The organism is Arthrobacter sp. KNU-44, assembly GCF_051843155.1.
In the GTDB taxonomy this organism is placed as follows: Bacteria; Actinomycetota; Actinomycetes; order Actinomycetales; family Micrococcaceae; genus Arthrobacter.
Genome location: NZ_JBPXNG010000002.1, coordinates 1,116,489 through 1,141,116, shown reverse-complemented (window position 1 = coordinate 1,141,116; position 24,628 = coordinate 1,116,489). Strand labels below are relative to the sequence as shown.

21 protein-coding genes are annotated in these 24,628 nt (G+C 64.2%); 6 read left to right on the top strand and 15 right to left on the bottom strand.

Annotation, left to right across the window (positions count from 1 at the left end; all coding sequences use genetic code 11):
• The first annotated feature begins 67 nt into the window (after window positions 1-67).
• From ACSVHC_RS06040 to ACSVHC_RS06020, 5 genes are read left to right on the top strand one after another with little or no spacing between them, the layout of a single operon-like run.
• Complete coding sequence (locus ACSVHC_RS06040; protein ID WP_437772630.1) at window positions 68-1,063, top strand: Gfo/Idh/MocA family oxidoreductase; 996 nt, start codon at window positions 68-70, stop codon at window positions 1,061-1,063.
• Window positions 1,063-2,118, top strand: coding sequence for a Gfo/Idh/MocA family protein (locus ACSVHC_RS06035; RefSeq protein WP_437772631.1), 1,056 nt, complete (start codon window positions 1,063-1,065; stop codon window positions 2,116-2,118). Before ACSVHC_RS06040 ends, ACSVHC_RS06035 begins: the two co-directional genes overlap by 1 nt.
• A 35-nt stretch (window positions 2,119-2,153) precedes the next feature.
• Window positions 2,154-3,254, top strand: a complete 1,101-nt coding sequence (locus ACSVHC_RS06030; protein ID WP_437772632.1) for a Gfo/Idh/MocA family oxidoreductase — start codon at window positions 2,154-2,156, stop codon at window positions 3,252-3,254.
• The gene (locus ACSVHC_RS06025; protein ID WP_437772633.1) at window positions 3,254-4,072 is read left to right on the top strand and encodes a TIM barrel protein; all 819 of its coding nucleotides are present in this window, start codon (window positions 3,254-3,256) and stop codon (window positions 4,070-4,072) included. Before ACSVHC_RS06030 ends, ACSVHC_RS06025 begins: the two co-directional genes overlap by 1 nt.
• Complete coding sequence (locus ACSVHC_RS06020; protein WP_439180662.1) at window positions 4,069-5,100, top strand: Gfo/Idh/MocA family oxidoreductase; 1,032 nt, start codon at window positions 4,069-4,071, stop codon at window positions 5,098-5,100. The genes ACSVHC_RS06025 and ACSVHC_RS06020 overlap by 4 nt, the downstream gene beginning before the upstream one ends.
• A 156-nt stretch (window positions 5,101-5,256) precedes the next feature.
• Here ACSVHC_RS06020 and iolB read toward each other — a convergent pair whose 3' ends face one another.
• The 5 genes from iolB to ACSVHC_RS05995 all read right to left on the bottom strand — a co-directional run bounded on the left by iolB (window position 5,257) and on the right by ACSVHC_RS05995 (window position 8,937).
• The gene (gene iolB / locus ACSVHC_RS06015) at window positions 5,257-6,150 is read right to left on the bottom strand and encodes a 5-deoxy-glucuronate isomerase (RefSeq protein WP_439180661.1); all 894 of its coding nucleotides are present in this window, start codon (window positions 6,148-6,150) and stop codon (window positions 5,257-5,259) included.
• A 17-nt stretch (window positions 6,151-6,167) separates the two neighbouring features.
• Complete coding sequence (locus ACSVHC_RS06010; RefSeq protein ID WP_345447895.1) at window positions 6,168-6,908, bottom strand: GntR family transcriptional regulator; 741 nt, start codon at window positions 6,906-6,908, stop codon at window positions 6,168-6,170.
• Between the two features lie 260 nt (window positions 6,909-7,168).
• On the bottom strand, window positions 7,169-7,615 hold the full coding sequence (locus ACSVHC_RS06005) for a hypothetical protein (protein ID WP_437772636.1): 447 nt from the start codon (window positions 7,613-7,615) through the stop codon (window positions 7,169-7,171).
• A gap of 10 nt (window positions 7,616-7,625) precedes the next feature.
• Complete coding sequence (locus tag ACSVHC_RS06000) at window positions 7,626-8,030, bottom strand: cupredoxin domain-containing protein (RefSeq protein ID WP_437772637.1); 405 nt, start codon at window positions 8,028-8,030, stop codon at window positions 7,626-7,628.
• Window positions 8,031-8,157: 127 nt separating this feature from the next.
• Window positions 8,158-8,937 carry a gamma-glutamyl-gamma-aminobutyrate hydrolase family protein gene (locus tag ACSVHC_RS05995; RefSeq protein WP_437772638.1) on the bottom strand — a complete coding sequence of 260 codons (780 nt, stop codon included), beginning with the start codon at window positions 8,935-8,937 and terminating at the stop codon, window positions 8,158-8,160.
• 63 nt (window positions 8,938-9,000) lie between these two features.
• Here ACSVHC_RS05995 and ACSVHC_RS05990 point away from each other — a divergent pair, with 63 nt between their 5' ends.
• Entirely contained in the window at window positions 9,001-10,134 is a 1,134-nt protein-coding gene (locus ACSVHC_RS05990) for an LOG family protein (protein WP_437772639.1), read from the top strand.
• A 162-nt stretch (window positions 10,135-10,296) separates the two neighbouring features.
• On the opposite strand, the gene ACSVHC_RS05985 is transcribed toward ACSVHC_RS05990, so the two are convergent.
• The 10 genes from ACSVHC_RS05985 to ACSVHC_RS05940 all read right to left on the bottom strand — a co-directional run bounded on the left by ACSVHC_RS05985 (window position 10,297) and on the right by ACSVHC_RS05940 (window position 24,544).
• Window positions 10,297-11,124 (bottom strand): IclR family transcriptional regulator, encoded by an 828-nt coding sequence (locus ACSVHC_RS05985; protein ID WP_437772640.1) that lies wholly within the window; start codon window positions 11,122-11,124, stop codon window positions 10,297-10,299.
• A gap of 121 nt (window positions 11,125-11,245) precedes the next feature.
• Window positions 11,246-12,502, bottom strand: a complete 1,257-nt coding sequence (locus ACSVHC_RS05980; RefSeq protein ID WP_437772641.1) for an aminopeptidase P family protein — start codon at window positions 12,500-12,502, stop codon at window positions 11,246-11,248.
• A 31-nt stretch (window positions 12,503-12,533) separates the two neighbouring features.
• A complete protein-coding gene (locus ACSVHC_RS05975; RefSeq protein WP_437772642.1) occupies window positions 12,534-13,940 on the bottom strand; it encodes an MFS transporter in 1,407 nt (468 codons plus the stop codon).
• Window positions 13,941-14,233: 293 nt separating this feature from the next.
• Window positions 14,234-15,208, bottom strand: a complete 975-nt coding sequence (locus ACSVHC_RS05970; protein ID WP_437772643.1) for an ABC transporter substrate-binding protein — start codon at window positions 15,206-15,208, stop codon at window positions 14,234-14,236.
• 38 nt (window positions 15,209-15,246) lie between these two features.
• On the bottom strand, window positions 15,247-17,280 hold the full coding sequence (locus tag ACSVHC_RS05965; RefSeq protein ID WP_437772644.1) for an ABC transporter permease: 2,034 nt from the start codon (window positions 17,278-17,280) through the stop codon (window positions 15,247-15,249).
• Window positions 17,280-18,314 carry a quaternary amine ABC transporter ATP-binding protein gene (locus ACSVHC_RS05960; RefSeq protein WP_437772645.1) on the bottom strand — a complete coding sequence of 345 codons (1,035 nt, stop codon included), beginning with the start codon at window positions 18,312-18,314 and terminating at the stop codon, window positions 17,280-17,282. The genes ACSVHC_RS05965 and ACSVHC_RS05960 overlap by 1 nt, the downstream gene beginning before the upstream one ends.
• Window positions 18,311-19,831, bottom strand: coding sequence for an aldehyde dehydrogenase family protein (locus ACSVHC_RS05955; protein WP_439180660.1), 1,521 nt, complete (start codon window positions 19,829-19,831; stop codon window positions 18,311-18,313). Before ACSVHC_RS05955 ends, ACSVHC_RS05960 begins: the two co-directional genes overlap by 4 nt.
• A gap of 8 nt (window positions 19,832-19,839) precedes the next feature.
• Window positions 19,840-21,579 carry a choline dehydrogenase gene (gene betA / locus ACSVHC_RS05950; RefSeq protein ID WP_437772647.1) on the bottom strand — a complete coding sequence of 580 codons (1,740 nt, stop codon included), beginning with the start codon at window positions 21,577-21,579 and terminating at the stop codon, window positions 19,840-19,842.
• A gap of 56 nt (window positions 21,580-21,635) precedes the next feature.
• Complete coding sequence (locus ACSVHC_RS05945) at window positions 21,636-24,143, bottom strand: GcvT family protein (protein ID WP_437772648.1); 2,508 nt, start codon at window positions 24,141-24,143, stop codon at window positions 21,636-21,638.
• Between the two features lie 50 nt (window positions 24,144-24,193).
• Complete coding sequence (locus tag ACSVHC_RS05940; protein ID WP_078106204.1) at window positions 24,194-24,544, bottom strand: bifunctional 3-phenylpropionate/cinnamic acid dioxygenase ferredoxin subunit; 351 nt, start codon at window positions 24,542-24,544, stop codon at window positions 24,194-24,196.
• Window positions 24,545-24,628 lie beyond the last annotated feature (84 nt).

Genomic DNA, 24,628 nt, shown 5'->3' with positions numbered 1-24,628 from the left:
ACCGGATGGGCCCCCGCTCGCCATGCCACCACGGGAATGTGCACGAAGCAGTAGACGGGAAGACAGCATGACGATCCGGGTTGGCGTTATCGGCGCCGGTGTTATGGGCGCAGACCACATCAGGAACCTCTCCACCACCATCAGCGGGGCCGAAGTCACCTTCGTGGCAGACCTCGACGCCGGACGTGCGGCGGCCGCGGCGCCGCCGTCCGCACGCATCACCACCGATCCTTCCGAGCTGATCAACTCCAGTGAGGTTGACGCCGTCGTCGTTGCCTCCCATGACTCCACCCATGCGGGGCTCGTCCTGGAATGCTTCGAAGCGATGACCCCGGTGCTGTGCGAAAAGCCGTTGGCCCCCACGCTCCTGGAAAGCCGCGAAGTGGTGGAGGCCGAAGCCGACCTCCTGGCCGCAACGGGTGCCAGGCTGCTGTCGATGGGCTTCATGAGGCGTTTTGATCCCGGCTATGTCGCCTTGCGCGAAGCCACCCGGGCACGCACGCAAGGCGAGCCTTTACAGGTCCATTGCACGAGCAGGACGGCGTCCGCGGGTCCGGGTGCGAGCTCGGAATCGGCCATCACCAATTCGGCCATCCACGAGCTCGACATCATCCCTTGGCTGCTGGATTCGCCTATCACCGAGGTGTCCTGGCAAGCGGGGCGGAGTTCCCGGCACAGTACCGGTGACCTGCGGGATCCAGCCTTCATGCTCCTGCGCGCGGCCGACGGTACCCTGGCCACGCTCGAACTCTTCCTCAACGCGCAGTATGGCTACACCACCCGGTGCGAGGTCGTATCAGAGTTCGGCACTACGGCACTCCCGGAACCGGCTGCCCTCGATGTCCGGCAGGAGGGGAGGCGAAGTTCCGAAATCCCTGCCGACTGGCGTCCACGCTTCGCCGACGCTTACCGCCTGCAACTTCAGGCTTGGATTTCGGCCCTCGAAAAGGGGGAGCCTGCGCCGATCGCCACGGGTGAGGATGGCCTGCGCGCGTCCCAGCTCGCACAAGCCATGATCCGTTCGCTCCACAGCGACGGGGCCTACACGAAAGTGGTCTACTGATGGTGTCATCCGGGCTGCCAGTGCCTGGTCTGCCGGTGACCCGCGTCCCGGATTCCCGCGACGCTCCCGCGTTGCGCTGGGGGATCATGGGCCCGGGGTGGATTGCCGAACGCTTCACGGAGTCGGTGCAGGCCCACTCACGGCAAGTGATCGCCGCCGTCGGCTCACGCTCTTTGGACCGGTCCAAGGCGTTCGCGGACGCTTTCGGCGTGCCTGCCGCCTATGGGAGCTACGAAGAGCTGGCCGCGGCTCCGGACATAGACATCGTGTACGTGTGCACTCCACACAACTTCCACCACGCCGCTGCCGTCCTCGCCATCGACGCCGGCAAACACGTCCTGATCGAAAAACCGATCGGTCTGAACGCGGCACAGGCGAGGGATATCGCCGCGCGGGCCAAGGCAGCCGGCGTTTTCGCCGCCGAGGGCATGTGGAGCTTCTTCCTTCCGAAGTTCGACGTGATCCGGCAAGTGCTCGACGCCGGGACGCTGGGTACCGTAACAACGGTCCTGGCGGAATACGGCGAGCACTTCGAACGTAGCCACCGCATCTTCGACCCCGCACTGGCTGGCGGGCCTTTGCTGGACCTGGGCACCTACCCGCTGGCCCTGATCACAGAGATCCTCGGCGCCCCGGAACGCTTGAGCGCTTTCGGCCAACCCCACGAGTCCGGTGTCAATGCCCAGCTCTCCGCCATCATGCAATTCCCGGGCGGAAACCAGGCCGTCATGAATACCCACCTGCATAATTTCACCCCCACCGCGGCAACGATCGTTGGCTCCGAGGCCACGTTGACCATCGATGGCCCCTTCAACATGCCCGGCGGTTTCGAGATCCGATTCCCGGATGGCACGCGGCTTCGCCACAACGAAGCGGCGGGCGGGCATTTGGAAGGCTTGCACTACGAAGCCGCGGCCGTGGCACGCGCCATCGCCGCCGGTGAGACCGAAACCCGGCAACGGCCGTTGGCCTCCTCCATCCGGACGATGGAAGTTGCCGATGAGATCCGCCGCCAAGTGGGCATTGAATTCCCGGGCGAAGGCAACGCCGCCTAAGCAATTGTTGTACTGACTATCGAAAGGACAGGCCCATGGCCTACATCGAACAGCACTCCAGTCTCCCCACGCCGGTGCGGCTTGGCCTCATAGGCTCGGGCTGGATGGGAGCGTTCCACGGCGAAAGCATAGCCCGCAGGGTTCCTGGTGCGGTCCTGGCCGCCGTCGCCGATCCCAACGTGGACTCTGCGGCGTCGGTGGCTGCCCAGCTTGGTACGGCGAAGGTCACGGCCGACGCCGCGGACATCCTGGCCGATCCGGACATCGACGCCGTGATCATTGCCAGCCCGGCGCGCTTCCACGCTTCCCTGATCGCCCAAGCCGCCGCCGCCGGCAAGCACGTGTTTTGCGAGAAGCCTGCCGCGCAGAGCCTCGAAGAGCTCGACGCCGCCCTGGTCGCCGTCGAAGCGGCAGGGGTACATTTCCAGATCGGCTTCAACCGCCGCTACGCCACCGACTTCCAGGCCGCCAAGAAGGACTTGGCCGAGGGAATTGTGGGAGTGCCGCAGCTCTTGCGCTCGCTGACGAGGGACCCGGGCACAGGGAGTATCAGGCACGCAGCCAGGGTTCCGGCCTGGACGATCTTCCTGGAAACCCTCATCCACGATTTCGACACCCTGAACTGGTTCAACGAAGGCGCCGAGCCGGTGGAGGTCTACGCCGTCGCGGACGCCCTGGTGGAACCGGGCCTGCGTGACCAGGGATTCCTGGACACCGCTGTGGTCACCATCCGCTACAGCAATGGAGCCTTGGCAGTAGCGGAAGCCAACTTCAGCGCACTCTACGGCTATGACGTCCGGGGCGAAGTCTTCGGCTCCAAGGGCATGGTCCAGGCCGGACGGCCCACTGAAACGGCTGCCGTGAGGTACACCGCAGAGGGCCTTTCCGCCGAGACTCCGAGGCTCAACGTGGAACTGTTCCGCGACGCCTACACCGACGAACTCGTGGACTTCGCGGCGGCAGTCCGCGCGCGTCGCGACGGCACGCAGCCGCCGTCGGGCGCTTTCACCCTCACCCCGGGAGCCGCGGATGCGCGCCGCGCCCTCGCGATGGCGTTGGCCTGCATCGAATCGGTCCAGCAAGGCGGACCCGTGGCGGTACCCGCCGTTTCGAGCAACAGCAAGGCCGGTGTCTGATGCGCTTGGCCGTTTGTGCGGAAATGGTCTTCACTGATCTGCCGTTCACCGATCGGGTACGTCGGATCCACGAGGCAGGATTCGACGTCGAACTCTGGGACTCGAGGAGCAAGGACATTGCGGCACTCAAGTCGAGCGGCGCGGTCTTTTCCTCCATGACCGGGTACACCTCCGGGAGCCTGGTTGACGCCGACACCGCCGATGACGTCGTGAGGACGGCCGAGACGCTGATTCCGACCGCTTTGGAACTCGGCGTCAGCCGCATGGTGGTGCACTCGGCCGAGCTGATCGACGGCAATGCGGCCCGTCCCGTCTACCGGTCCAACGGGAGTATGTGGATCACGGGTGTCCGGACCCTGGAGCGCCTTGGCGCGCTCGGCGAAAAGCACGGACTGACATTCTGCCTCGAAAACCTCAACACTGTGCTGGACCACCCCGGAATTCCGCTGGCCCGCGCGAAGGACACTTTGGCACTCGTGGAGGCGGCCGGACACCCCAACGTGAAGATGATGCTGGACCTGTACCACGCACAATTGGGGGAGGGGAACCTCATTGAGCTGGTCCGCACCGCCTTGCCGCACATCGGCGAGATCCAGGTGGCGGACGTCCCGGGCCGCTGCGAGCCCGGCACCGGCGAAATCAACTACTCGGCCGTGGCCCGGGCGCTCGGGGCTGCAGGCTACGAAGGCACCGTCGGCATGGAAGCGTGGGCCAGCGGAGACAGCATGGAGGCGCTTGAGGCGTTCCGCCGGGCGTTCACGCTTGAGGCCTCCGAGTTCCGGAACAGCTCAGCTTTTTCAACGGAGGTAGCACTATGAAGGACGTCATTCTCGGGCTGGTTGGAGTAGGGCGGATCGGCGTGATGCACGCCAACAACATTGCCGGCCTCAACGCGGAACTGAATGCGCAGGGCATCAACGTGGAGTTGCGGCCCACGGATGTGGCCGAAGAGCATGCCCGCACGGTGGCAGCCGGTCTCGGTGCTCAATTCCTGCCGTCGGTGGAGGCTTTGATCGCTTCCGGAGTGGATGGGCTGGTGATCGCGACCGGAACGGGCACGCACCCCGAACTGATCCGCGCTGGAGTGGACGCCGGTATCCCGGTGTTCTGCGAGAAGCCTGTAGCCATGAATGTGGCCGATTCGCTGCCTGTCCTGGAACATATCCGTGCCAACGATGGCGTAGTGCAGATCGGGCACCAGCGTCGCTTCGATGCCGGTTACCTCGAGGCCAAGCGCGCTTACCAAGCGGGGGAGCTCGGCTGGATCCACTCCCTGCGCGCCGTGACCTGCGATATGACACCGCCACCCGTGGAGTTCCTGGCAACGTCCGGCGGGCTGTTCCGCGATTGCTCCGTCCACGACTTCGACATCCTGCGCTGGCTGACCGGCCGCGAGATCGTGGAGGTCTATGCCAAGGGTTCCAACAACGGTGATCCCGCCATCGGCGGGGTGGGCGATGTGGACACTGCCTTGGCTTTGATTACGTTCGACGACGGGACGGTCGGCACGGTGTCAGCAACGCGTTACAACGGTGCGGGGCACGACGTCCGCCTCGAAATCCAAGGCTCCAAGCATTCCATCATGGTCGGCCTGGACGACAAGACAGCCATGGAATCAGCCGAGGCCGGCGTAGCGTTCCCAGCCGGAGAGCCCCACAAGACGTTCGCCGAACGCTTCGACCAGGCCTATCGCTCCGAAATGGCGGCCTTCGTTGAATTGGTCCTGGGCAAACGGGAGAACCCGTGCACGCCCGAGGACGCCGTCGCGGCTTCCCGCGTGGCCGACGCCGCGCAGGAGTCTCTGGCAAGCGGGGTTCCGGTCAGGGTGGCGCTGGTGACGGCCTAGCAACCTGGAGTGCTTGCAGGCCCCAACTGGCCCCACCGCCACCCTCGCCTCGCAAGCTCGGCCAGGGAACCCTGGCGGCGTGGGCCCACGCAGTTGTTGTCGTTTTGACGGCTCAGAACGACCACAACTGCTAGTCAGTTGGGTGCACGAACTCCTTTAGGCGCCGAACGGCAAGCGGGGGTCGATGTCCTGTCCGTCCCAGCTCTGCCGCACCCACCCGTGGTGGGGGTCGTCGCTGATGAGCCATTCGCGCACGGGTCCCGGGCCTGCCATGACGTTCAGGTAGTACAAATCGTAGCCGGGAGCGGCCATGGCGGGGCCGTGCCAGCCGTAGGGAACAAGGACGACGTCGCCCGTGCGAACTTCCGCGGCCACATCGATCGGGCGCTCATCGGAGGCGTAGACGCGCTGGAAGCCAATCGCGTCGGCGTCTTCAGGGGCGCCCGAGCCTTCAGCCACCCGGGTCTCGAAGTAGTAGATCTCCTCGAGCTGCGTTTCGCCGTCCTTTTCCTCGTCATGCTTGTGCGGGGGATAGGAGGACCAGTTGCCCGCAGGGGTGAGTACTTCGCAGACGATGAAACGATCCGCCTCAAGGGCCGCTGGGGTGCCGAAGTTGTGGACCTGGCGGGAGCAATTGCCTGCTCCGCGCAGCTCAACCGGGGTTTCCGCGGCGGTCACTAGCCTGGTGGGGTACGACGCGTTGGCCGGGGCAGTGGCAACGGCGACGCGGCCGCCGTCGGGCGAACTGATGGTGACGGCAGCATTCGTGCCGGAATACAGGACATCGCTGGGGCCATGGAAAACCGACGCCCGCCCCGCAAGGGGATACTCGACGTCGTCGACCGTCACCGTGAAGGCGCCGTTGAGCGGCACGATGATCCGCTCTTCAGCTGCGGCGGGGAGTACGACGGCGGCGCCCGCGGCGAGCGTGGCGACCTTGAGCCCAGTATGGGCCCAACCGTCCACAGCCAACGCGGAATCGGAGGTTCCGAGCGAGATGTCCCAATCGCCGTCGTTGGCGGTTCCCAGTGGATAGACCCAGTTGGCCATGAAGTTATGTCCTTGCGTTAGCGCTGTACGAGTGTCATTTCAAAGCTGTAGGAATCGGCCCGATACACGTGGTGGCCGGTCTCCACCATGCGCCCGGTGTCGTCGACGGCGGTGCGCTCCATGGTGACCAAAGCCGAACCGACTTCTGCCTCCAAGAGCGGTGCCTGGAAGTCATTGGCGATCATTGCGCCGATCCGTTGCGAGGCGAGGCGGAAGTTGACTCCGCCGCGGCGAAGGATGGCGTAGAGGCCCTCTGCCTGGAGCATGGACTCGTCCATGGTGGTGATGTCGTCGCGGACCCAGTTCTCCATCAGCGCCAAGGGCTTACCGCCCACCTTGCGCAGGCGGGTGAAGTGGTAGACCTTGGAGCCGGCCGGAAGCTGGAGGGCGGTCAGGGTGGCTGCGTCGGCCTCCATGTGCGAGAAGCTGAGGACCTGCGTTGTGGGCTTCTTGCCGTTGTTGCTCAGGTCGTCGTAAAGGCTGGAAAGCTCCAGGGGACGGCGGACCTGGCTTGACACCACCTGTGTTCCGACGCCCCGCTTCCGGACCAACAGGCCCGAGCGGACGAGTTCGTCCATGGCCTTGCGCATAGTGGGCCGGGACAGGTTGAGCTGGGCGGCGAGGTCTATCTCGTTGTCCAAACGGCTGCCGGGCTCCAGCACTCCGCTGTGGATGGCTGCCTCGATGCCCTGGACGACCTGGTGGTACAAAGGCACAGGGGAAGAACGGTCGATAGTGAGGCCAAGTTGATTCGCCATTGCATGCTCCCTCGCATTCCGGGACTGTCCCGGAAGTTGCAAGCATGTCCGCTCATGTTCGCTTGATAGGACATACTGCTTTACTGATGATAGCAGGAGCATTGTGCGGGTCAAGGGTGCCGGAAGCGCGTTTATTGCGGCGTTTCAGGGGTGTTGTTTGGGACCTGGTTTGGAACATGTCCAGACATCAGAACCATGCGCGGGCAGGCCACCGGCGGACGCCTTTCGGCGGCCGGTGCGTCTTCCGGCGTCGGGCGCTTTCAGCGTCGGCGGGCGCTGCCGCGTTGCCGGAAGTAGCCGACGCCCGCCAGAACGGCACCCAGTCCCTCGGCGACTGCGCTGAGGGACTTCTCGAAAAACCATACGGGCTCGTACATAGACGGGAGTGGACCTATGGCAGGTATGTCGACATAGCGGTAGAGGATGACGGCTAGGAAGGCGCTTCCAGCGACGACCACCGCGGCCGCGTAGGCCGGCCGACTGCCCCGGACCAGGACATAAAGGCCAACGAGAACTGCAGCGACGGCCTCAATCCGGAACAGGTTGCCTTCCCCGATTCCGCCAGGGGCACCCAATTGGTAGCCGGAGGCAAGATCGAAGTGCACCACGGCGTCGACGACCAAGGCTGCCGCCACAAGCAGCCGCAACAGGATGTCCTTGGGCCTGCGGCTCATCGGCTTGCGGCGGGCCGCTTCACGGGTGCTCATTTCACTGTTCTCATTTCACAACCAGGGTTCCGTGCATATTGGAGTGGTAGGTGCAGTGGTAGGGGTAGCTGCCCGGTGTGGTGGGCGCGGTGAACTGGGCTGTTCCGCCCCCGCCGTCGACGGCCGCGTCGAAGGCCTTTCCATCGTCAGAGGTGACCGTGTGGGCCTGGACGTCCTCGTTCTTCACGGTGATTTTGGCGCCCGGGCTGACCGAGACGGGTCCTTGATAGCCGAAGTCCTTGATGGTGATGGTGAGCGATTGCGAGGTCCCGGACGGCGGAGCAGTCGAAGACGCGGCGGCAGGTGGGCTCGACGATGAGCCCTGGTAGCCGGTTCCGGACGCCCCGCAACCGCTCACGGCGATCAGGGCGGCCGCTCCTACGATGACCATCGTGGCTTTGGGGCTGTTTCTCATGATTGGTTCCCCGCTTCTCGTGTCCGGTGGCGCTCGAAGGTGCTTGCCACATTGATGAGACGAATTCCGGAGCGGTCAGGTTCACGGGCGCGGGAAATTGATTCCGGCAGGCGGACCGGCCGCTCGATCACCCCACAGGACGCAGCGTCCTGCAGACCTCCACGAATGCCTTGAACGGCGCGAGCCGTTCCTCCTCAGGCAGCTGCGAGGCCTCGGGATGCCATTGCACGGATGCCACCCAGCGCTGCGGATCCTCGAGGGCCTCCACGGTCCCGTCCTCGGCGACCGCCGTCACCACCAAGCCATCGCCTACCCGGGCCACAGCCTGGTGATGCCCTGAGGCGATCCGCACCGAGTTCCGTGAACCATAGAGTCCGGCCACTTTGGAATCCGGTGAAAGTTCGACGTCGTGCCACGCCCAGGCGCTGAGTCCACCTTCCGCCGGGGTCAGGCCGTTGTGCTCCACTAGCGATGGGTGCATGTCCTGGATGAGCGTCCCGCCATAGACCACATTGAGGAGCTGGTGGCCGCGGCAGATGCCGAGGGTGGGCAAACCGGCGTCGAGCGATCCCCGGGCGACCGCCAAGTCAAGGCGATCCTGGTCCGGGTTGACGTCGTAGCAGGCATCAGTTGCTTCTTCACCATAGAGTCGCGGATCCAGGTCTCCGCCGCCGGGCAGCAGGACCCCGTTAAGGGAACGGAGCTCGGCGGCCAGCGGACCGGCTTCGTCGGTAAAGGAAGCGTCCAGCAGCACGGGCTCCGCGCCGGCGTCGCGCACTAGTTCGACGATGAAGTCGAAGAGTTCGTTCGCCTCTCCCACGCGAGGATCCGCGGTTTCGGAGCCGCTGAGGCGGACAGGTATGCCGATCCGGGGCCTTAAGCTGCTTTGCTGTTCGGAAGTCTGCATGCTCCATGATGCACTGGTCGGTCGGCTCCTGCGCAACGGGAACCGCGGGCATACGCTGATGCCATGAATCCGTCCCGCGCCCTGACTCCTAGTCCCCGCACACTCGACATTGAGAGCGTCGCCCATTTCGACAGGCTTCTGGGCTCCGGGGCCGCAACGATGCACGGATGGCACGCCCAGTCGCTGGACTTGCGAGGCCGACGCGCGGACCTGGAGAGGCTCGACCCCCAAGGTGCCATCTTCCTGGGCTGTACCTTCGACGACGGCGTGGAGGACTCCCTGCGGAGCCGCGGCGCACTCATCTTTCCCAAGCTGCGCGGCGTGCCGTTCAACCCGTATCGGGGCAGCCTCTACAGCGCCGCCGAGCTATACGAGGACATTGACTCCACGGAGTACGAAGCCACCCTGGATGCCCAGGTCTACCACTGGAGCATCATGCCGGGGCAGCGGACCAGCCTGGACGCCACCCTCGCCGCCGCACTGCACGACCACGCCATCGGGGACGCCCTGGACGAACTCCTGGGCAACGGGGATTTCGCGGGGAACAAGATCGTGGGAGTCATGGGCGGGCACGTCGCGCAACGCGGAACACAGGAGTTCGAGGACGCGGCGCGGCTGGGCCGGCTCTTGGCGCTGTCCGGATTCACGGTAGCCACCGGGGGAGGCCCGGGGGCCATGGAAGCTGCCAATTTGGGCGCCTACTTGAGCGGACTGCCCGACGCCGAATTCGCCGCCGCGCTGAAGTCACTCGCGGCGGTGCCGGGTTTCCGCCCCTCGGTGACGGCCTGGGCGCGGGCGGCGGCCGCCGTCGTCGGGCACCACCCGAGCGGGACGATGTCACTGGGCATTCCCACCTGGTTTTACGGGCACGAGCCGCCCAACCTCTTCGCCACCCACATCGCCAAGTACTTCGCCAACTCCATGCGCGAAGCGATCCTGCTCGAGCTATGCAACGGCGGAATCCTCTTCCTTCCAGGCTCCGCCGGCACCGTGCAGGAAATCTTCCAGGACGCGTGCGAGAACTTCTACGGCGCCCCGGAAACCGTCACGCCCATGGTGCTCGTGGGGCGTGACCACTGGGAGCACAAGTATCCCGCGTGGCCCATGTTGCAGAGCCTCGCTGCGGGGAAAGTCATGGAGGGCCGAATCTTCCTGGTAGACACTGTCGAGGAGGCGCTCGCCGTCGTCGCGGGCTAACCGCTTGGTTATGGCGGCTCATAACGACAACTGCGTGGGCCCACACCGCCAGGGTTCCCTGGCCGTGGGGCCCCACCGGCGTGGGCCCCTGCCTGAGCTTGCGAAGGCTGGGAGCCGGTGGGGACTTGCGAGGCGAGGGTCGCGGTGGGGATTACTTGGGAGTTAGTGCGGGGCGCGGCCGCCCAGGCGCGTGGTGATTTTGCGGGCCGCATCCTGGCATGCCTCGCCGAGGCTGGCGAGCGTGTCCTGCGAGACCCGGAACTTTGGCGCCGGGATCAGGACGGAGGCAACGATGTCTCCACGGAGGTCAAAGACGGGGGAGGCAACGCCGACTTCTTCGATGGACGTTTCGCCGAAATTGAAGGCCCAGCCCCGCTCCACAGAATCCCGGAGCCTGAGCAGGTAGGCCTCGAGTGCTTCGTCGTCGAGGCCGGGCAATGTGATGGAGCCGCTGCGCAGGAGCTTGCGCACGCGGTCGGCGTCTTCGGCGGCAAGGAAGACCTGCACCGAGGAGCTGAGCGCCTCGTTATAGCGGGCACCCAACGGAGCGAGGTGCTTGACCTGGTGACGGCTGGCGATTTGCTCCACGCACATGGATTCGCTCCCGTTCCACACCATGAGGGCGCTCGTCTCGCCCGTCCGTTCGCTCAGTTCGCGCAGCACGGGATAGGCAACCCGGCGCTCTTCCAGCTCGGCAAGGAGCGGGCCGGCAAGGGCGATCATCCCCAGGCCCAGCCGGAATCGTCGGGATTCGGGGTCGCGTTCCACCAGGTGTTCTTGTTCGAAGGTTGCCAGGATCCGGGACACGGTGCTCTTGTGCAAGCCGATCCTGCCGGCGATCTCGGTGACGCCCAGCAAGGGCTCGTCGGCGGTGAAGCTGCGGAGCACGGCGATGGCGTTCTCGAGTACCGAAGCGCCCTTGGAGTCGCCGTTGGCCGGGGTTTCGCTCGTGGTTGCACGCTGTTCTGCACGCTGTTCTGCTGGGGTCATGATGGTCACTATATGGCTCTTTTTATTGGGACATGCCCAGCCTTCGCTTAGAGCAATGAGCATATGAGTCATATGTCCACTGCTCGGGCGCAAGGCCGGGCATGTCCATTGGAGGTGGGTGTCAGGCGCCGATGATGTTGTATTCCGGGCCGAACGGGAACTTGGTGATGTTCTCGGCACCGTCTTCACCGACCACCAGGATGTCGTGCTCACGGTAACCGCCGGCACCCGGCTGGCCGTCGAGGACCGTGATCATCGGTTCCATGGAGACCACCATTCCTGGCTCCAGAACGGTGTCGATGTCTTCGCGCAACTCCAGTCCGGCTTCGCGGCCGTAGTAGTGCGAGAGGACCCCGAAGGAGTGTCCGTAGCCGAAGGTGCGGTTGGCGAGCAGTCCATGCGAAACGTAGATTTCGTTGAGTTCTGCGGCGATGTCCTTGCAGACGGCGCCGGGCTTGATGAGTTCCAGTCCGCGCTTGTGCACCTCCACGTTGATGTTCCACAGTTCCAGGGAGCGGGCATCGGGTTCGCCGTAGAACAAGGTGCGCTCCAGGGCCGTGTAGTAGCCCGAGGTCATGGGGAAGCAGTTCAGCGACAGGATGTCGTGTTCCTGGATCTTGCGGGTGGTTGCCCAGTTGTGGGCGCCGTCCGTGTTGATGCCGGACTGGAACCAGACCCAGGTGTCGCGGATCTCGGAGTCGGGGAACGTCCGTGCGATCTCGTGGACCATGGCTTCCGTGCCGATCAGGGCCACCTCGTATTCGGTGATTCCGGCCGTGATGGCGTTGCGAATGGCCTCGCCGCCGAGGTCGCCGATCCGGGCGCCGTGCTTGATGACCTCGATTTCCTCGGAAGACTTGATCATGCGCTGGCGCATCGCGGCCTGGGCCACGTCCACAAGCGTCGCGCCGGAGAAGGCGGCCTGGATCTTGTTGCGGTTGTCCAGCGGAAGGGAATCGTCCTCGACACCCAGGCGCCGGACGTTGATCCCGCGGGTGCGCAGCACTTCCTGGATGCCGAAGATGTAGTTGTCCCGGCGCCAGTCCGTGTAGACGAGGTTTTCCCCGTAGCTGCGGCGCCACGGCATACCGGCGTCGATGTTGGCGGTGACAGTGACGGTGTCGTCGGCCGTGACCACCATGGCGTACGAGCGGCCGAAGTAGGTGAACAGGAAGTCGGAGTAGTACTTGATGGAGTGATAGCTGGTCAGGACAACGGCGTCCAGTTCCTTCTCGGCCATGATCCGGCGAAGACCGGCAAGGCGTCGTTCAAACTCTGCGTCGGAGAAGGTCAGGGAGACCTTCTCTCCGTTGTTGAGGACCTTGAGGCGCTCAAGCTTGGTGACGTCGCTTACGGCTTCATTCTCGGTGATGGTCATGGGTGGTGTTCCTTTCAATGGGTGGGTTGTTTCAGTCCTGCTGCAGGGGCTTCTTGGAAGTCTCCACAGCGAAGAGGACCGCGATGAGGGAGATGACGGCGGCCGCCACGAGGTACCAGCCGGGGGCCAGTTGGTTGTGGGTCAGGCCGATCAGGAGGGTTGCCATGAATGGGGCGGTACCGCCAAATAGGGCGTTGGAGAGATTGAAGCTGACGGCGAAGCCGCTGTAGCGGACCCTCGTGGGGAAGAGCTCGGCAAGGAAACTGGGCAGGGTGCCGTCGTTGAGCGTGAGCATTGCGCCCAACAGAATCTGCACCAGGACAATGACCAGGAAGTTACCGGTGTCGAGGAGCATGAACGCCGGAACAGTCAGCACCACGAACAGTACGGAAGCAGTGATGAGCATGCGCTTGCGGCCGAACTTGTCCGATGCGATCCCCGTCAAGAAAATGAATCCGATGTAGCTGAGGAGGGCAATGGTGGTGGCCAGGAACGATTCGGCTGCACCGAAGTGAAGCTCCTCGGAAAGGTACGTGGGCATGTAGCTGAGGATCACGTAGAAGCCGACGGCGTTGAGCAGCACGGCGCCCGTCGCGATGATGAGCTGCTTGCGGTACGTCTTGAACATCGCGAAGGCCGGCGCCTTGACCGCGGTGTCTTTCGCGGCCATTTCGCGGAATGCCGGTGTGTCCTCGAGTTTGGTGCGGATGTAGCGGCCGATCAGGCCCATCGGGGCGGCCAGGAGGAAGGGCAGGCGCCAGCCCCATTCGCCGAGCTGCTCGGCGCTCAGCACTGAGCTGAGCAGTGCCGCAAGGAGGGAACCGAGCAGCAGGCCTGCCGCTGTACTGGCAGGTACGACGGCGGCATAGAGTCCGCGCCGATTGGCCGGCGCATATTCCACCAGGAAGGCTGAGGCGCCTGCGTATTCGCCTGCTGCCGAGAAGCCCTGGACAACGCGGACGAGCAGCAGGAGGACTGGTGCCATGACGCCGATGGTGTTGTAGCCGGGGATCAGGGCGATGCAGAACGTTGCCACGGACATAAGCACGATCGACAGCGAGAGTGCCTGTTTCCGTCCGAGCCGGTCACCGATGTGGCCCCATATGAATCCGCCCAGTGGACGGACAAAGAAGGAGACGGCAAAGACGCCAAACGTGGCGAGCAGGGCGGTCTGCCGGTCCGATGCGGGGAAGAAGACAGTCGAGATAATGCCGGCAAGGTAGCCGTAGACGGCGTAGTCGAACCATTCGACGAAGTTGCCGATGAAGCTTGCAGTGATGACGCGGCGGCGGGTGTCCTTGCTGACCGTGTGGTTGCCGGCTGGCTTTGACGGGCCGCCCGGGATGGCTGTCGCATCGGGAAGCTCGCCGGATCCGCCTTTGGATCCGGCATGAGCGCTTCCCGGGATTGCTGCCACGGAGGATGTTTCGTTTTTCATGAATCCACCAAGAATTTTGGGGTTGCATTCAACGCAACGCTGTTGCACCAGAATAGATGTGTTGTGCATCACCGTCAAGGGTCTCCGGTTTCCGCCCAACTGACTCGCACTTGTTGTCGTTTTCTGGGGGCTAAACGACAACAAATGCGAGTCAGTTGGGGAGTGTGGCGAAGGTGGGGTGCGTCAGCAGCAACGATGTTGCGTGAAATGAGTGAGGGGGTGTCCCGGAAAGCACAAAGAAGCTCCCCGGATCCAAGGATCCGGGGAGCTTCAAGGTGAGACCGGGAGAAAGACTATTTGAGCCAGGCGGCCACCACATCAGGGTGGGCATCCACCCATTTCTTGGCAGCGGCATCGGGCTTCATGCCGCCCTGGATGTCCGTTGCTACGGAGTTCTGGTCCGCGTTGGTCCATGAGAAGGCCTTGAGCAGTTTCGCGGCGGGAGAACCGCTGTCCGCGAACTTTTTGGCCATCACTTTGTTCAGTTTGTAATCGGGGTAGTCACAGGCCACCTTCTCGGCGTCGGCATCGCAGCCCGGGGTGTAGGCGGGCAGGCTGACCTTCTTGAGGGGGACCTCGGAAAGGAACCATTGCGGTTCGTAGAAGTAGCCCAGCAGCGGTGTCTTGTTCTTCTCCGCCGTACGGAAGGACTGGATCAGGGCTGCTTCCGAACCGGAGAAGACCACTTTGTAGTCGAGGCCAAGGTTCTTGACGAGGGCTTCATCGTTGGTCACGAACGCCGGGTCGCCGTCCAGCACCTGGCCCTTGCCGCCGGATTCGGAGGTGGCAAGGATGGACGCGTATTTGTTCAGGTTTTTGCTGTCCAGGATGTCCGGGTATTTCTGGGCCATCCATGGTGGTACGTACCAGCCGATGTGCCCTTCATTGCCCGTGGGGCCGGCGTCCACCGCTACTTTTTGGTCCGTGATGTACTGCTTCGTGAGGTCCGCGTGACCCCAGTTCTCAAGGATCACATCGACTTCACCGGAACCAAAGCCTTGCCAGGAAATCTGCTCCGACAGGTCCTTCTGGACTACTGTGCAACCGAGCTTGTTCTGCGCGATGTAGCTATAGACGGCCGCATTTGCCGTGTAGCCGACCCACGCGTTGAGGGCGACATTGACGGTTCCACAGGGCGTATTCGAGGAGCCTGCGGCTGCCGCTTGGTTCACGGAAGCGCCTCCGCAGCCAGCAAGCAAGAGGGCTGCAGTAACGGTTCCGGCCAATACGGGAATTGTTCGTTTCAAAAGCTGTCTGGTTCTACTCATGGTTGGGGTCTCCTTGTTGGGGGGTAAGCGGTGAGGAATTAGTGCGCGCTCGATTTTGCTGAGCGGATTTCACGGACGGGGTCGGCTGCGGCGGCCTGGGTCATGCGGTCCAGCAGGATGCCGAGGAAGACGATGGCCAGGCCGGCGGCAAGGCCCTTGCCGAACAGCGAGCTTTGGACAAAGCCGGCGACGACGTCATACCCGAGGCCACCTGCGCCCACGAGCGCACCGACCACAACCATGGCGAGGACATAGATCAGGCCTTGGTTGGCTGCGAGGGCCAGGGATTTCCTGGCCATCGGGAGTTGGACCTTGGTGATGACCTGCCAGGGCGTGGAGCCGCTGGATACCGCAGCCTCCATGACGGTGGGGGAGATCGCTGCGATTCCGTCGGCCGTGATCTTGATGGCCACAGGCGCAGCGTAGATGATGCCGGCGACGATCGCAGTGAACCTGGTTGCGCCGAAGAGGCCTAGGAACGGAACCAAATAGACAAAGGCGGGCATAGTCTGGCCCGCATCCAGCATGGGCCGCATCATCTGGTCCACCTTGCTGGACCTGCCCATCGCCACACCGAAGACGATGCCCAGCACCATGACCACGGCCGTGGCAACAAGGGTGCTGGCGAGGGTGACCATGGCATCGCTCCACAGGCCCAGGTAAATGATGACGCCCAGGCATGAGGCCGTGACCAATGCCAGCTTCCAACCGCCGAGTGCGCAAGCCGCAATGAGGACAACCGCGACCAGGAGGTAGAAGGGGGTCTCGGCCAGAAGGGATTGGAACGGGTTGAGGATTCCGTTGGTCAGCGCCTCGCGGAAGGACACTGTAAAAAGGGAGAGATTCGTCTGCAGCCATTCGCTCGCGGCACTTACTCCGCTGACGATGTCCGGGCCAAAGTTGAGGTTCTTCGGAAAGGCCGCGGCCCAGAGCATCGTGCGGGAGAGCTGGACCATGACTAGGGCAACAAGAAGGCTGACGGCGAGCAGGATGTATCTGCTTCTCCGCGATATACGGCGCTTGCGGGCTGCCCCGGGTTCGGCCCGGCGGCTGGCAGCCGTGGTGACCCGGTCCAGCACGATGGCCAAGAGGACAATCGACAGGCCGGCGTTGACTGCTGTCCCGACGTCGAGTGATTGCAGGGCACGCACAACCACTTGTCCCAGCCCCGGAGCCGCGATCAGCGCTGCGATGGTAACCATCGACAAAGCAGCCATGGTGCTTTGATTGATCCCCATCACAATGGTGCGCCGTGCCAAAGGGAGTTGGAGGGTCAGCAGTCGCTGCAACCCCGTGGTGCCCAAGGAGTCGGATGCTTCCCTGGTGTTTTCCGGGATGTTCCGGATTCCGTGCGCGGTCAGCCGGATGAGCGGAGGCACCGCGTAGATCACCGTGGCGATTACCGCGGAGGCAGGGCCGATCAGGAAGATGAGGGCCAAAGGTGCCAGATAGACGAACGTGGGGAGGATTTGCATGAAGTCGAGGACCGGAGTGATTACTTGGGAGACCCTCCCGGAGATCCCGGCCAAGACTCCGAGCGGAAGTCCGATCAGGAGGCTGAACAGCACGGCTGTGAGGACGAGGGCGAAGGTGTAAGCCGCTTCAACAAACAGCCCCTGGAGGCCGAAGAACACGAAGGCCGCCGTGGTCAGCAAGGCTACCCGGGCGTTGCCCACCGCGAAAGCGATCCAGCTGAGCAACGCGACGGTTCCCAGCCAGCCGATTTCCGGCAGGCGAAGCCCGGTGGAGCTGGCGGCGAAAATACCGATGAACAGGTTTGCGACCGCGTCCACGGCGGCCCGGAGGGGAGTGAAGACGTATTGGAAGACTGGATTGTCCGCACGGTTCGCGGCCACCCAGGCATTGAATTGGTTGAGCGAGCGGTGGAGGTCAGTCAGCTCCGACGCCGGCAGCGTGAGTGTCGCGGTGCCGTGGAGGATCAGGTATCCAACAAGCCAGACGACGCCGGCCCCGACCAGAAGCAGGGTGCGGCGGCTGAGCCGTTTGCGCGGTGGGCGGACGGAAACGTGACCGGTCTGAACCGGGGCGCGATCGCGAACGAGAGTGGACATCACGCCGCAACTTCCGTGCTGCGGATGACCGACAAGATGCTGTCGCGGTCGATCTGGCCGGTGATCTTGCCGGAGTCTTCCACCAGGATAGGACACGATGAGTTCATGACGGTGGGAATTGCGTCGCGGATGATCATGCCTGCACTCAGGACAGGAGCATCCCCGGGAGTGCCCAAAGCCACAGGATCGGTGATCCACTTGAGCGTCAGGACATCCGCGCGCGGTACTTCGGAGACGAAGTCGGCAATGTACTTGTCCGCAGGCGATCCGACGAGATCATCGCCTGTGCCGCATTGGACCGTCTCCCCGTTCCGCATGATCAGGATGCGGTCCCCGAGTTTGAGCGCTTCCGAAAGGTCGTGGGTGACGAACACCATCGTCTTGCCCATCTCTTTGTGCAGCCGGATGACTTCCGCCTGCATGTCGCGTCGGATGAGCGGGTCCAGAGCCGAGAAGGGTTCGTCAAAGAGGATGGTGTCCGGATCGCCTGCCAAAGCGCGACCCAATCCGACGCGCTGCTGCATTCCACCGGAGAGTTGGTCAGGGAAATGCTGCTCGTATCCCGTGAGTCCCACGAGGTCGATGATTTCGCGGGACCTGGCGTAGCGCTCGTTCTTGGCGGCGCCGCGGACCTGCAACCCGTAGGACACATTGTCCAACACGGTTCGGTGCGGCAGGAGGCCGAAATGCTGGAAGACCATGGACATTTTCCGCCGGCGCAGCTCCCGAAGCTCAGTGGTTCCTGCCTGCGTTACGTCCTTGCCGTCCACGAGGACACTTCCCGACGTCGGTTCGATCAGCCGGGTGAGGCACCGGATCAGGGTGGACTTTCCGGATCCGGACAGGCCCATGACGACGAACACCTCGCCCTTCGCGACGTCGAAGTTCATGTCCCGCACGGCAGCATTGCAGCCGGTACGTTCAAGCAATTCGGCGGAGCTCAACGCCGAGAGTTCGGGATCCTTGGGGATCTTCTCACCTCCGGGTCCGAAGACCTTCCAGAGGTTGCGCACTGATATGTCAGGACTGCTCATTGCTGTACTCCTGCCTGTGGCGGCTCGAACCAATGGCTGGGCCCGGGGCTGATGTTTTGCCAGATGTGCTTTGTTTCCCGGTATTCGGCCAAGCCCGCGAGCCCCAATTCGCGGCCGTTGCCGGACTGTCCGAAGCCGCCCCATTCGGCCTGCGGAACGTACGGGTGGTAGTCGTTGATCCAGACCGTCCCGTGGCGCAATGCTTCGGAAACTCGCTGGGCCTTCGAAGCGTCCGCCGTCCACACTGCTCCGGCGAGCCCGTAGACCGTGTCGTTGGCCAGTCGGATAGCTTCTTCCTCGGTGGTGAACGTTTCCACCGTCATGACGGGGCCAAAGGATTCCTCCTGGACCACGCGCATCGAGGTCTTGCAGCCGTCCAACACGGTGGGCGGGTAGAAACTGCCACCAGCCAGCTCCGGGCTGTCCGGAATGACGCCCCCGCACAGCAGCCGGGCGCCCTCCGCGACCCCGGCCTGCACGTAGGCGTGGACCTTGTCCCGGTGGGCCGTGGAGATCAGCGGACCGGTCTGGGCTTCCTGGTCAAAGGGGCCGCCCAGCCGGATCCGGCGTGCACGGTGGACCACTTCGGCCACGAACTCGTCGTGAATGGATTCTTCGACAATGAGCCGGGCCCCGGCAGAGCAAACCTGGCCCGAATTAAGGAAGACGGCCGTCAAGGCGTTGTCGATCGCGGCCTCCCGGTCGGCGTCGGCGAAGACCACGTTCGGGTTCTTGCCGCCAAGCTCGAGGGCCACGCGCTTGACCGTCTGCGCAGCAGCCACCATGATCCGCTTGCCGGTTTCCAGTCCGCCGGTGAAGGAGACCAGGTCGACCCGGGGATCCGAACTGAGCACAGCCCCCACTTCCGGTCCCGTTCCCGTCACGAGGTTCGCGACGCCGTCGGGCACGCCTGCTTCCCGCAGGGTGTCCATGAGCAGGACGGATGTCGAAGGCGTCAACTCACTGGGCTTGAGGACAAAGGTGTTCCCGGCAAGCAGTGCCGGTGCAACCTTCCACGAAGCCTGCAGGAGCGGATAGTTCCACGGCGTGATGAGGCCGCAGACGCCCACCGGTGCATGGACGACCCTGCTGATGGCGCCGGGACGGCCGGTATCGATCACGCGGCCCGCGTCCGTGCCTGCCACGCTGCCGTAGTAGCGGAAGCAGGCTATGACGTCGTCGATGTCGTATTCGGCTTCGACAAGGCGCTTGCCGGTATCGAGGGCTTCGGCCGCGGCGTATGCGGCCTTGTCCCGCAGCAGCAGCTCGGCCACGCGGAGCAGGATCGTGCCGCGTTCCAGTTCCGGCGTGTTCGGCCAGCCGCCGTCGTCGAACGCCTTCCGGGCGCTCGCCACAGCGGCCTCGGCATCGGCCGGGGTGCACTCCGCGACGTCGGCAACGTGCGTACCGTCCGCCGGGCAGCTGATGCTCCGGATGCCTCCGCTGGACTGCTGCCACCCGCCGCCGACGTAGCTGCCACGCACCGTGTGGATCTGTGAAAGTTGTGGGCTGTTCATGCCGCTCCTTAGTTCCTTGCCGAAGTGGCCTCGGGCTGGCTTAGACTGTCCCGAACCGGCCCGCCCGCACCCTGAACCGTGCCGTGCCGGTAGAACTCGGCGGCGATCGGAGCGAGGGGTTTGCGGCCCTGGATCAAGTCCGCAGCTTTCTCGGCCAGCATCATGACCGGCGCGTAGATGTTTCCGTTGGTCACGTAGGGCATTGCCGAAGCGTCAGCCACCCGCAGGCCCGATGTGCCGTGCACCCGCATGCTGAGCGGGTCCACCACGGCCATGGGATCGGTGGCCGGGCCCATCTTGGCTGTGCAGGATGGGTGCAGGGCGGTTTCGGCGTCGCGGGCTACCCAGTCGAGGATTTCCTCGTCGGTCTGGACGGCGGGGCCGGGGGAGAGCTCGCCGCCATTGAAAGGCGCCATGGCAGACTGCTCCAGGATGTTCCGGGAAATCCGGATGGCTTCCACCCACTCGCGCCGGTCCTGCTCCGTGGAAAGGTAGTTGAACTTCATGGACGGGTGGGCGGTTGGATCCGTTGAGGTGATCTTCAGGCTGCCGCGGGCATCGGAATACATGGGCCCGATGTGCACTTGGTAGCCATGCTTGGCATCGGCCTTCTGGCCGTCGTAGCGGACGGCCACCGGGAGGAAGTGGAACATCAGGTTGGGGTAGGCAACGTCCTCGTTGGAGCGGACGAACCCGCCCCCTTCGAAGTGGTTGGTGGCCGCAGGCCCCTTGCGCCCGAATAGCCACTGCAGGCCGATCCACGGATAGCGCCACAGGCTCAGGCTTGGCTGCATGGACACCGGCTGGGTGCAGGCGTGCTGGATGTAGACCTCCAGGTGATCCTGCAGGTTTTCGCCGACGCCGGGGAGGTCAACTACAGGCTTGATGCCCAGGGACTTGAGGTGCGTGGAGTCCCCGACGCCGGACAACTGCAGGAGCTGCGGGGTGTTGATGGCTCCTCCGCACAGGACGACTTCCTGGGCGTCCACGCTGTGCTGCTTGCCGTTGCGTCGGTAGCTGACGCCCGTGGCCCTGACCTCGGAAGTTCCGATGCCGTCGAAGTTGATTTTCGATACGAGGGCCCGGGTCCTTACGGTGAGGTTGGGCCGGTCCAGGTGTGGCCGCAAGTAGGCACGCGACGCGGAGAGCCGCTGGCCCTTGTGCACATTGCGGTCGAAGGGCCCGAAGCCCTCCTGCCGGTACCCGTTGACATCGTTGGTCCGCGCGAATCCGGCTTGTTGGGCGGCGCGGAAGAAAGCCTGGAAGAGGGGATTGCGCGCCGGGCCGCGTTCAAGGACCAACGGTCCGTTGTGTCCTCGCAGCTCATCGTCGGGATCCGCGGCGAGGGCGGTCTCCATACGGTTGAAGTACGGGAGGCAGTGGGCGAAGTCCCAGGTTTCCATCCCGGCGTCGGCTCCCCAGCGTTCGTAGTCCAAAGGGTTGCCGCGCTGGAAGATCATGCCGTTGATGGAACTCGATCCTCCCAAAACCTTGCCGCGGGTGTGGGCGATCCGGCGTCCGTGCATGTGCGGCTCGGGGTCGGATTGGTAGCGCCAGTCGTAGAACCTGTTCCCGCTGGGGAACGTGAGTGCTGCGGGCATTTGGATGAACAGGTCCCAGGGGTAGTCGCTGCGGCCAGCCTCCAGGACCAGGACGGTCTTGGTGCGGTCGGCGCTCAACCTCTCCGCCAGCACCGATCCGGCGCTGCCCCCACCCACAATGACGTAATCAAACTTTTCGTTGGCCATTACTTGAACTCCTTTGAAGTGATCCCCATTGCTGTGTCCGGTAGCCGGGAGCGGTGTCAGCCGCGCAGCTTTTCCATGGTTGGATCCACGAGGGGATCCGGGGAGATGGTGGCCGGGATCCGTTTGCCGAAGTATTCGATCTCGACGGCGTCACCCTCGCCCGCCTCGGCGGGCAGCCAAGCGTAGGCGATGGGCTTCCGGACGGTGTAGCCGTAGGCGGCGCTTGTGACGTAGCCGGAAGGCTCTCCCCGGTAATAGACAGGTTCCTTGCCCAACACGACGGACGTGCCGTCGTCGACGGTCAGGCAACGCAGGCGCCGGTTGACGGGCAGTTCGCGGCGGGCTTTGAGGGCCTCGGCGCCGACGTATCCTTCCTTGTCCTTGCCGACGGAGAAGCCAAGGCCGGACTGGAAGGGCTCGTGTTCCGGGGTCACGTCGGTACCCCATAGCCGGTAGCCCTTCTCAAGGCGCAGGCTGTTGAACGCGCCGCGGCCGGCCGCGATGATGCCCTGCTCCTGGCCGGCCTCGAACAACAAGTCCCAGAGCCTTTGGCCGTTTTCCGCCGTCGTGTACAGCTCCCAGCCCAACTCGCCTACGTAGGAGAGCCGCATCGCGGTGACCGGGATCCCGCCGATCCGGACCTTTTTGGTGCGGAAGTACTTCAAACCGTCGTTGCTGAAGTCGTCATCGCTGACCTTGGCGATGACCTCGCGGGCCAGCGGTCCCCAAAGCCCCACACAACATGTGGAGCCGGTGATGTCGCGGACCTGGACCCACTGGGTGACGTCCCCGGCAGTCTGCTTGCGGGCCTCGGTGGTGAAGTAGTCGAAGTCGATGTTGCCGTTCGCGCCCACCTGGAACGTCGTCTGATCCAGCCGGGCCACAGTGATGTCGCTGCGGATGCCGCCGTCGTCGTTGAGGAGCAGGCAGTACGTCACCGCACCCGGCTTCTTGTCGACTTTCCCGGCGCTGAGGCGCTGCAAGAGGGTTACGGCGCCCGGGCCGGAAACCTCCAGCCGCTTGAGCGGCGTCATGTCATAGAGCGCGACGGCGGTGCGCGTCTTCCACGCTTCGGCGGCGGAAATGGGGGAGTGGAACATCCCGGCCCAGGGCTCGCGCTCCGGCGCACGCCATTCTTCGGGGAGCACTTCCAGTAGGCCGCGGTTGGCCTCGAACCAGTGCGGGCGCTCCCAACCCTGGGCTTCGAGGAAAAATGCCCCGAGCTCCTTCTGCCGGGCATTGAACGGGCTCAAGCGCAGCTCGCGCGGAGAGATCCTCGGCTGCAGCGGGTGCAGGACATCGTAGATCTCGACGAAGTTCTGTTGCGAGGTTTCGCTGACGTAGCTCTCCGCAGTCTGGATTTCCTCGAACCGGGAGACCTCGCATTCGTGGAGCGGGATGCGGGCCTGGCCTTCGATGAGGCGTTCCGCCAGGGCTCGGGCCACGCCGGCAGAGTGTGTCACCCAGACGGCCTCGGCCACGAAGAACCCTTCAACATCCTTGGACTCGCCGACGAGGGGACCGCCGTCGGGGGTGAACGAGAAGATCCCGTTGAAGCCATCGGCAATCCGGGCGCCGGCGAGTGCAGGAAGGAGTTCCTTGGAGTCTTCCCAGCACGGCAGGAAGTCTTCTTCCGTGAACGGCAAGCGGGACGGCATCCGGTGCTCGGACATGTCTCCGGCGGCAACCTCGGGCAGCTCCCGGAGGTCCACGGGCATGGGCTTGTGGGCGTAGGAGCCGATGCCTATCCGGTCCCCGTGCTCGCGGTAATAGAGGTCCTTGTCCTGGTGGCGGAGGATGGGCATCCAGGCGCCGTTGCCCGGGTCAAGCAGCCGCGAGGCATCGTTCCGGCCCACGAGCTCAGGCACGGAGGTGGTCTTGACGTACTGGTGGGCGAGGGGGAGGAGCGGCACGGACATGCCCACCATGGCTCCGATCCTGGGTCCCCAGAACCCGGCGCAGGAAACTACGATGTCAGCCGGGATCACGCCGTCGGGCGTTTCGACGCCGGTGACTTTGCCTCCGGACTGTTCAATTCCGGTGACGGGAGTGGAACCGCGGAACGTGACCCCTGCGGCGCTCGCCTTGGCGATGAGCAGGCCGACGGCGCGGGCCGCGGAAGCCAGGCCGTCGGTGGGGACGTAGAGACCGCCGAGGACCTTTTCCTGGTTGAGCAGGGGGTAGTGCTTGGCGCACTCGTCCGGATCGATGAGCCGGCCTTCGACACCCCACGACGCCGTGTAGCCCAGCTTGCGCTTGAGGTCCTCCAAGCGCTCCGGAGTGGTTGCCACTTCGAGGCCGCCCACCTGGTTGAAGCAGGACACACCGGATTCGCTGAGCGAGAGCAGCTTGTCCACGGTGTAGGACGCGAATTGGGTCATGGCCTTGGAAGCGTTGGTCTGGAACACGAGGCCGGGGGCGTGCGAAGTTGAGCCGCCCGCCAACGTCAACGGTCCCTGCTCGACCACTGTGATGTTGGTCCAGCCGCGGGTGGACAGCTCATCCGCGAGATTGGCGCCGACGATGCCGGCTCCGATGATGACGACACGGGGTGTTGTGGACATGCGGGAAGCTCCTGAATTAAGAGATGTGGAAGTTTGGGGCTCGCCGGACCCTAGACGTGGCCGTCGACGGTCAACCCGGGTGGGAGGTTGGGGGCGTCTTCGGATTCTTTGACCATGATCTGGCCGTCCACTACCAGGACTTCGTGGACCCTGATGGGCAATTTCGCGGGAGGCGCGTCGGCGGCTCCCGTGCGCAGGTTGAACTTTGAAGCATGAAGGGGGCACTCGACCCAGCAGTCCTCTACCCAGCCGTCGGCGAGTGAGGCGTCTTGGTGGGTGCAAGTGTCGTCGAGGGCGAAGAGTTCGCCCTCTTCGGTGTGGAATACGGCAATGGGCGGAGAGGTCTCGAGTCGAATCGCGTCCCCCGGAGCCAACGAGCTAAGCGGGCAAGCACTGTGCATCTCACGAACCTTCTTTCACCGGGCTGACCGAAACCTGTCGGGCGGTTGTCTCATGATCAACGCTGACCACAATACGCAACAGAG

What these genes read in the sequence shown, in the direction of transcription:
- ACSVHC_RS06040 (WP_437772630.1), top strand. Translation starts at nt 68, where the DNA reads ATGACGATCCGGGTTGGCGTTATCGGCGCCGGTGTTATGGGCGCAGAC.
- ACSVHC_RS06035 (WP_437772631.1), top strand. Translation starts at nt 1,063, where the DNA reads ATGGTGTCATCCGGGCTGCCAGTGCCTGGTCTGCCGGTGACCCGCGTC.
- ACSVHC_RS06030 (WP_437772632.1), top strand. Translation starts at nt 2,154, where the DNA reads ATGGCCTACATCGAACAGCACTCCAGTCTCCCCACGCCGGTGCGGCTT.
- ACSVHC_RS06025 (WP_437772633.1), top strand. Translation starts at nt 3,254, where the DNA reads ATGCGCTTGGCCGTTTGTGCGGAAATGGTCTTCACTGATCTGCCGTTC.
- ACSVHC_RS06020 (WP_439180662.1), top strand. Translation starts at nt 4,069, where the DNA reads ATGAAGGACGTCATTCTCGGGCTGGTTGGAGTAGGGCGGATCGGCGTG.
- iolB (WP_439180661.1), bottom strand. Translation starts at nt 6,150, where the DNA reads ATGGCCAACTGGGTCTATCCACTGGGAACCGCCAACGACGGCGATTGG.
- ACSVHC_RS06010 (WP_345447895.1), bottom strand. Translation starts at nt 6,908, where the DNA reads ATGGCGAATCAACTTGGCCTCACTATCGACCGTTCTTCCCCTGTGCCT.
- ACSVHC_RS06005 (WP_437772636.1), bottom strand. Translation starts at nt 7,615, where the DNA reads ATGAGCACCCGTGAAGCGGCCCGCCGCAAGCCGATGAGCCGCAGGCCC.
- ACSVHC_RS06000 (WP_437772637.1), bottom strand. Translation starts at nt 8,030, where the DNA reads ATGAGAAACAGCCCCAAAGCCACGATGGTCATCGTAGGAGCGGCCGCC.
- ACSVHC_RS05995 (WP_437772638.1), bottom strand. Translation starts at nt 8,937, where the DNA reads ATGCAGACTTCCGAACAGCAAAGCAGCTTAAGGCCCCGGATCGGCATA.
- ACSVHC_RS05990 (WP_437772639.1), top strand. Translation starts at nt 9,001, where the DNA reads ATGAATCCGTCCCGCGCCCTGACTCCTAGTCCCCGCACACTCGACATT.
- ACSVHC_RS05985 (WP_437772640.1), bottom strand. Translation starts at nt 11,124, where the DNA reads ATGACCCCAGCAGAACAGCGTGCAGAACAGCGTGCAACCACGAGCGAA.
- ACSVHC_RS05980 (WP_437772641.1), bottom strand. Translation starts at nt 12,502, where the DNA reads ATGACCATCACCGAGAATGAAGCCGTAAGCGACGTCACCAAGCTTGAG.
- ACSVHC_RS05975 (WP_437772642.1), bottom strand. Translation starts at nt 13,940, where the DNA reads ATGAAAAACGAAACATCCTCCGTGGCAGCAATCCCGGGAAGCGCTCAT.
- ACSVHC_RS05970 (WP_437772643.1), bottom strand. Translation starts at nt 15,208, where the DNA reads ATGAGTAGAACCAGACAGCTTTTGAAACGAACAATTCCCGTATTGGCC.
- ACSVHC_RS05965 (WP_437772644.1), bottom strand. Translation starts at nt 17,280, where the DNA reads ATGTCCACTCTCGTTCGCGATCGCGCCCCGGTTCAGACCGGTCACGTT.
- ACSVHC_RS05960 (WP_437772645.1), bottom strand. Translation starts at nt 18,314, where the DNA reads ATGAGCAGTCCTGACATATCAGTGCGCAACCTCTGGAAGGTCTTCGGA.
- ACSVHC_RS05955 (WP_439180660.1), bottom strand. Translation starts at nt 19,831, where the DNA reads ATGAACAGCCCACAACTTTCACAGATCCACACGGTGCGTGGCAGCTAC.
- betA (WP_437772647.1), bottom strand. Translation starts at nt 21,579, where the DNA reads ATGGCCAACGAAAAGTTTGATTACGTCATTGTGGGTGGGGGCAGCGCC.
- ACSVHC_RS05945 (WP_437772648.1), bottom strand. Translation starts at nt 24,143, where the DNA reads ATGTCCACAACACCCCGTGTCGTCATCATCGGAGCCGGCATCGTCGGC.
- ACSVHC_RS05940 (WP_078106204.1), bottom strand. Translation starts at nt 24,544, where the DNA reads ATGCACAGTGCTTGCCCGCTTAGCTCGTTGGCTCCGGGGGACGCGATT.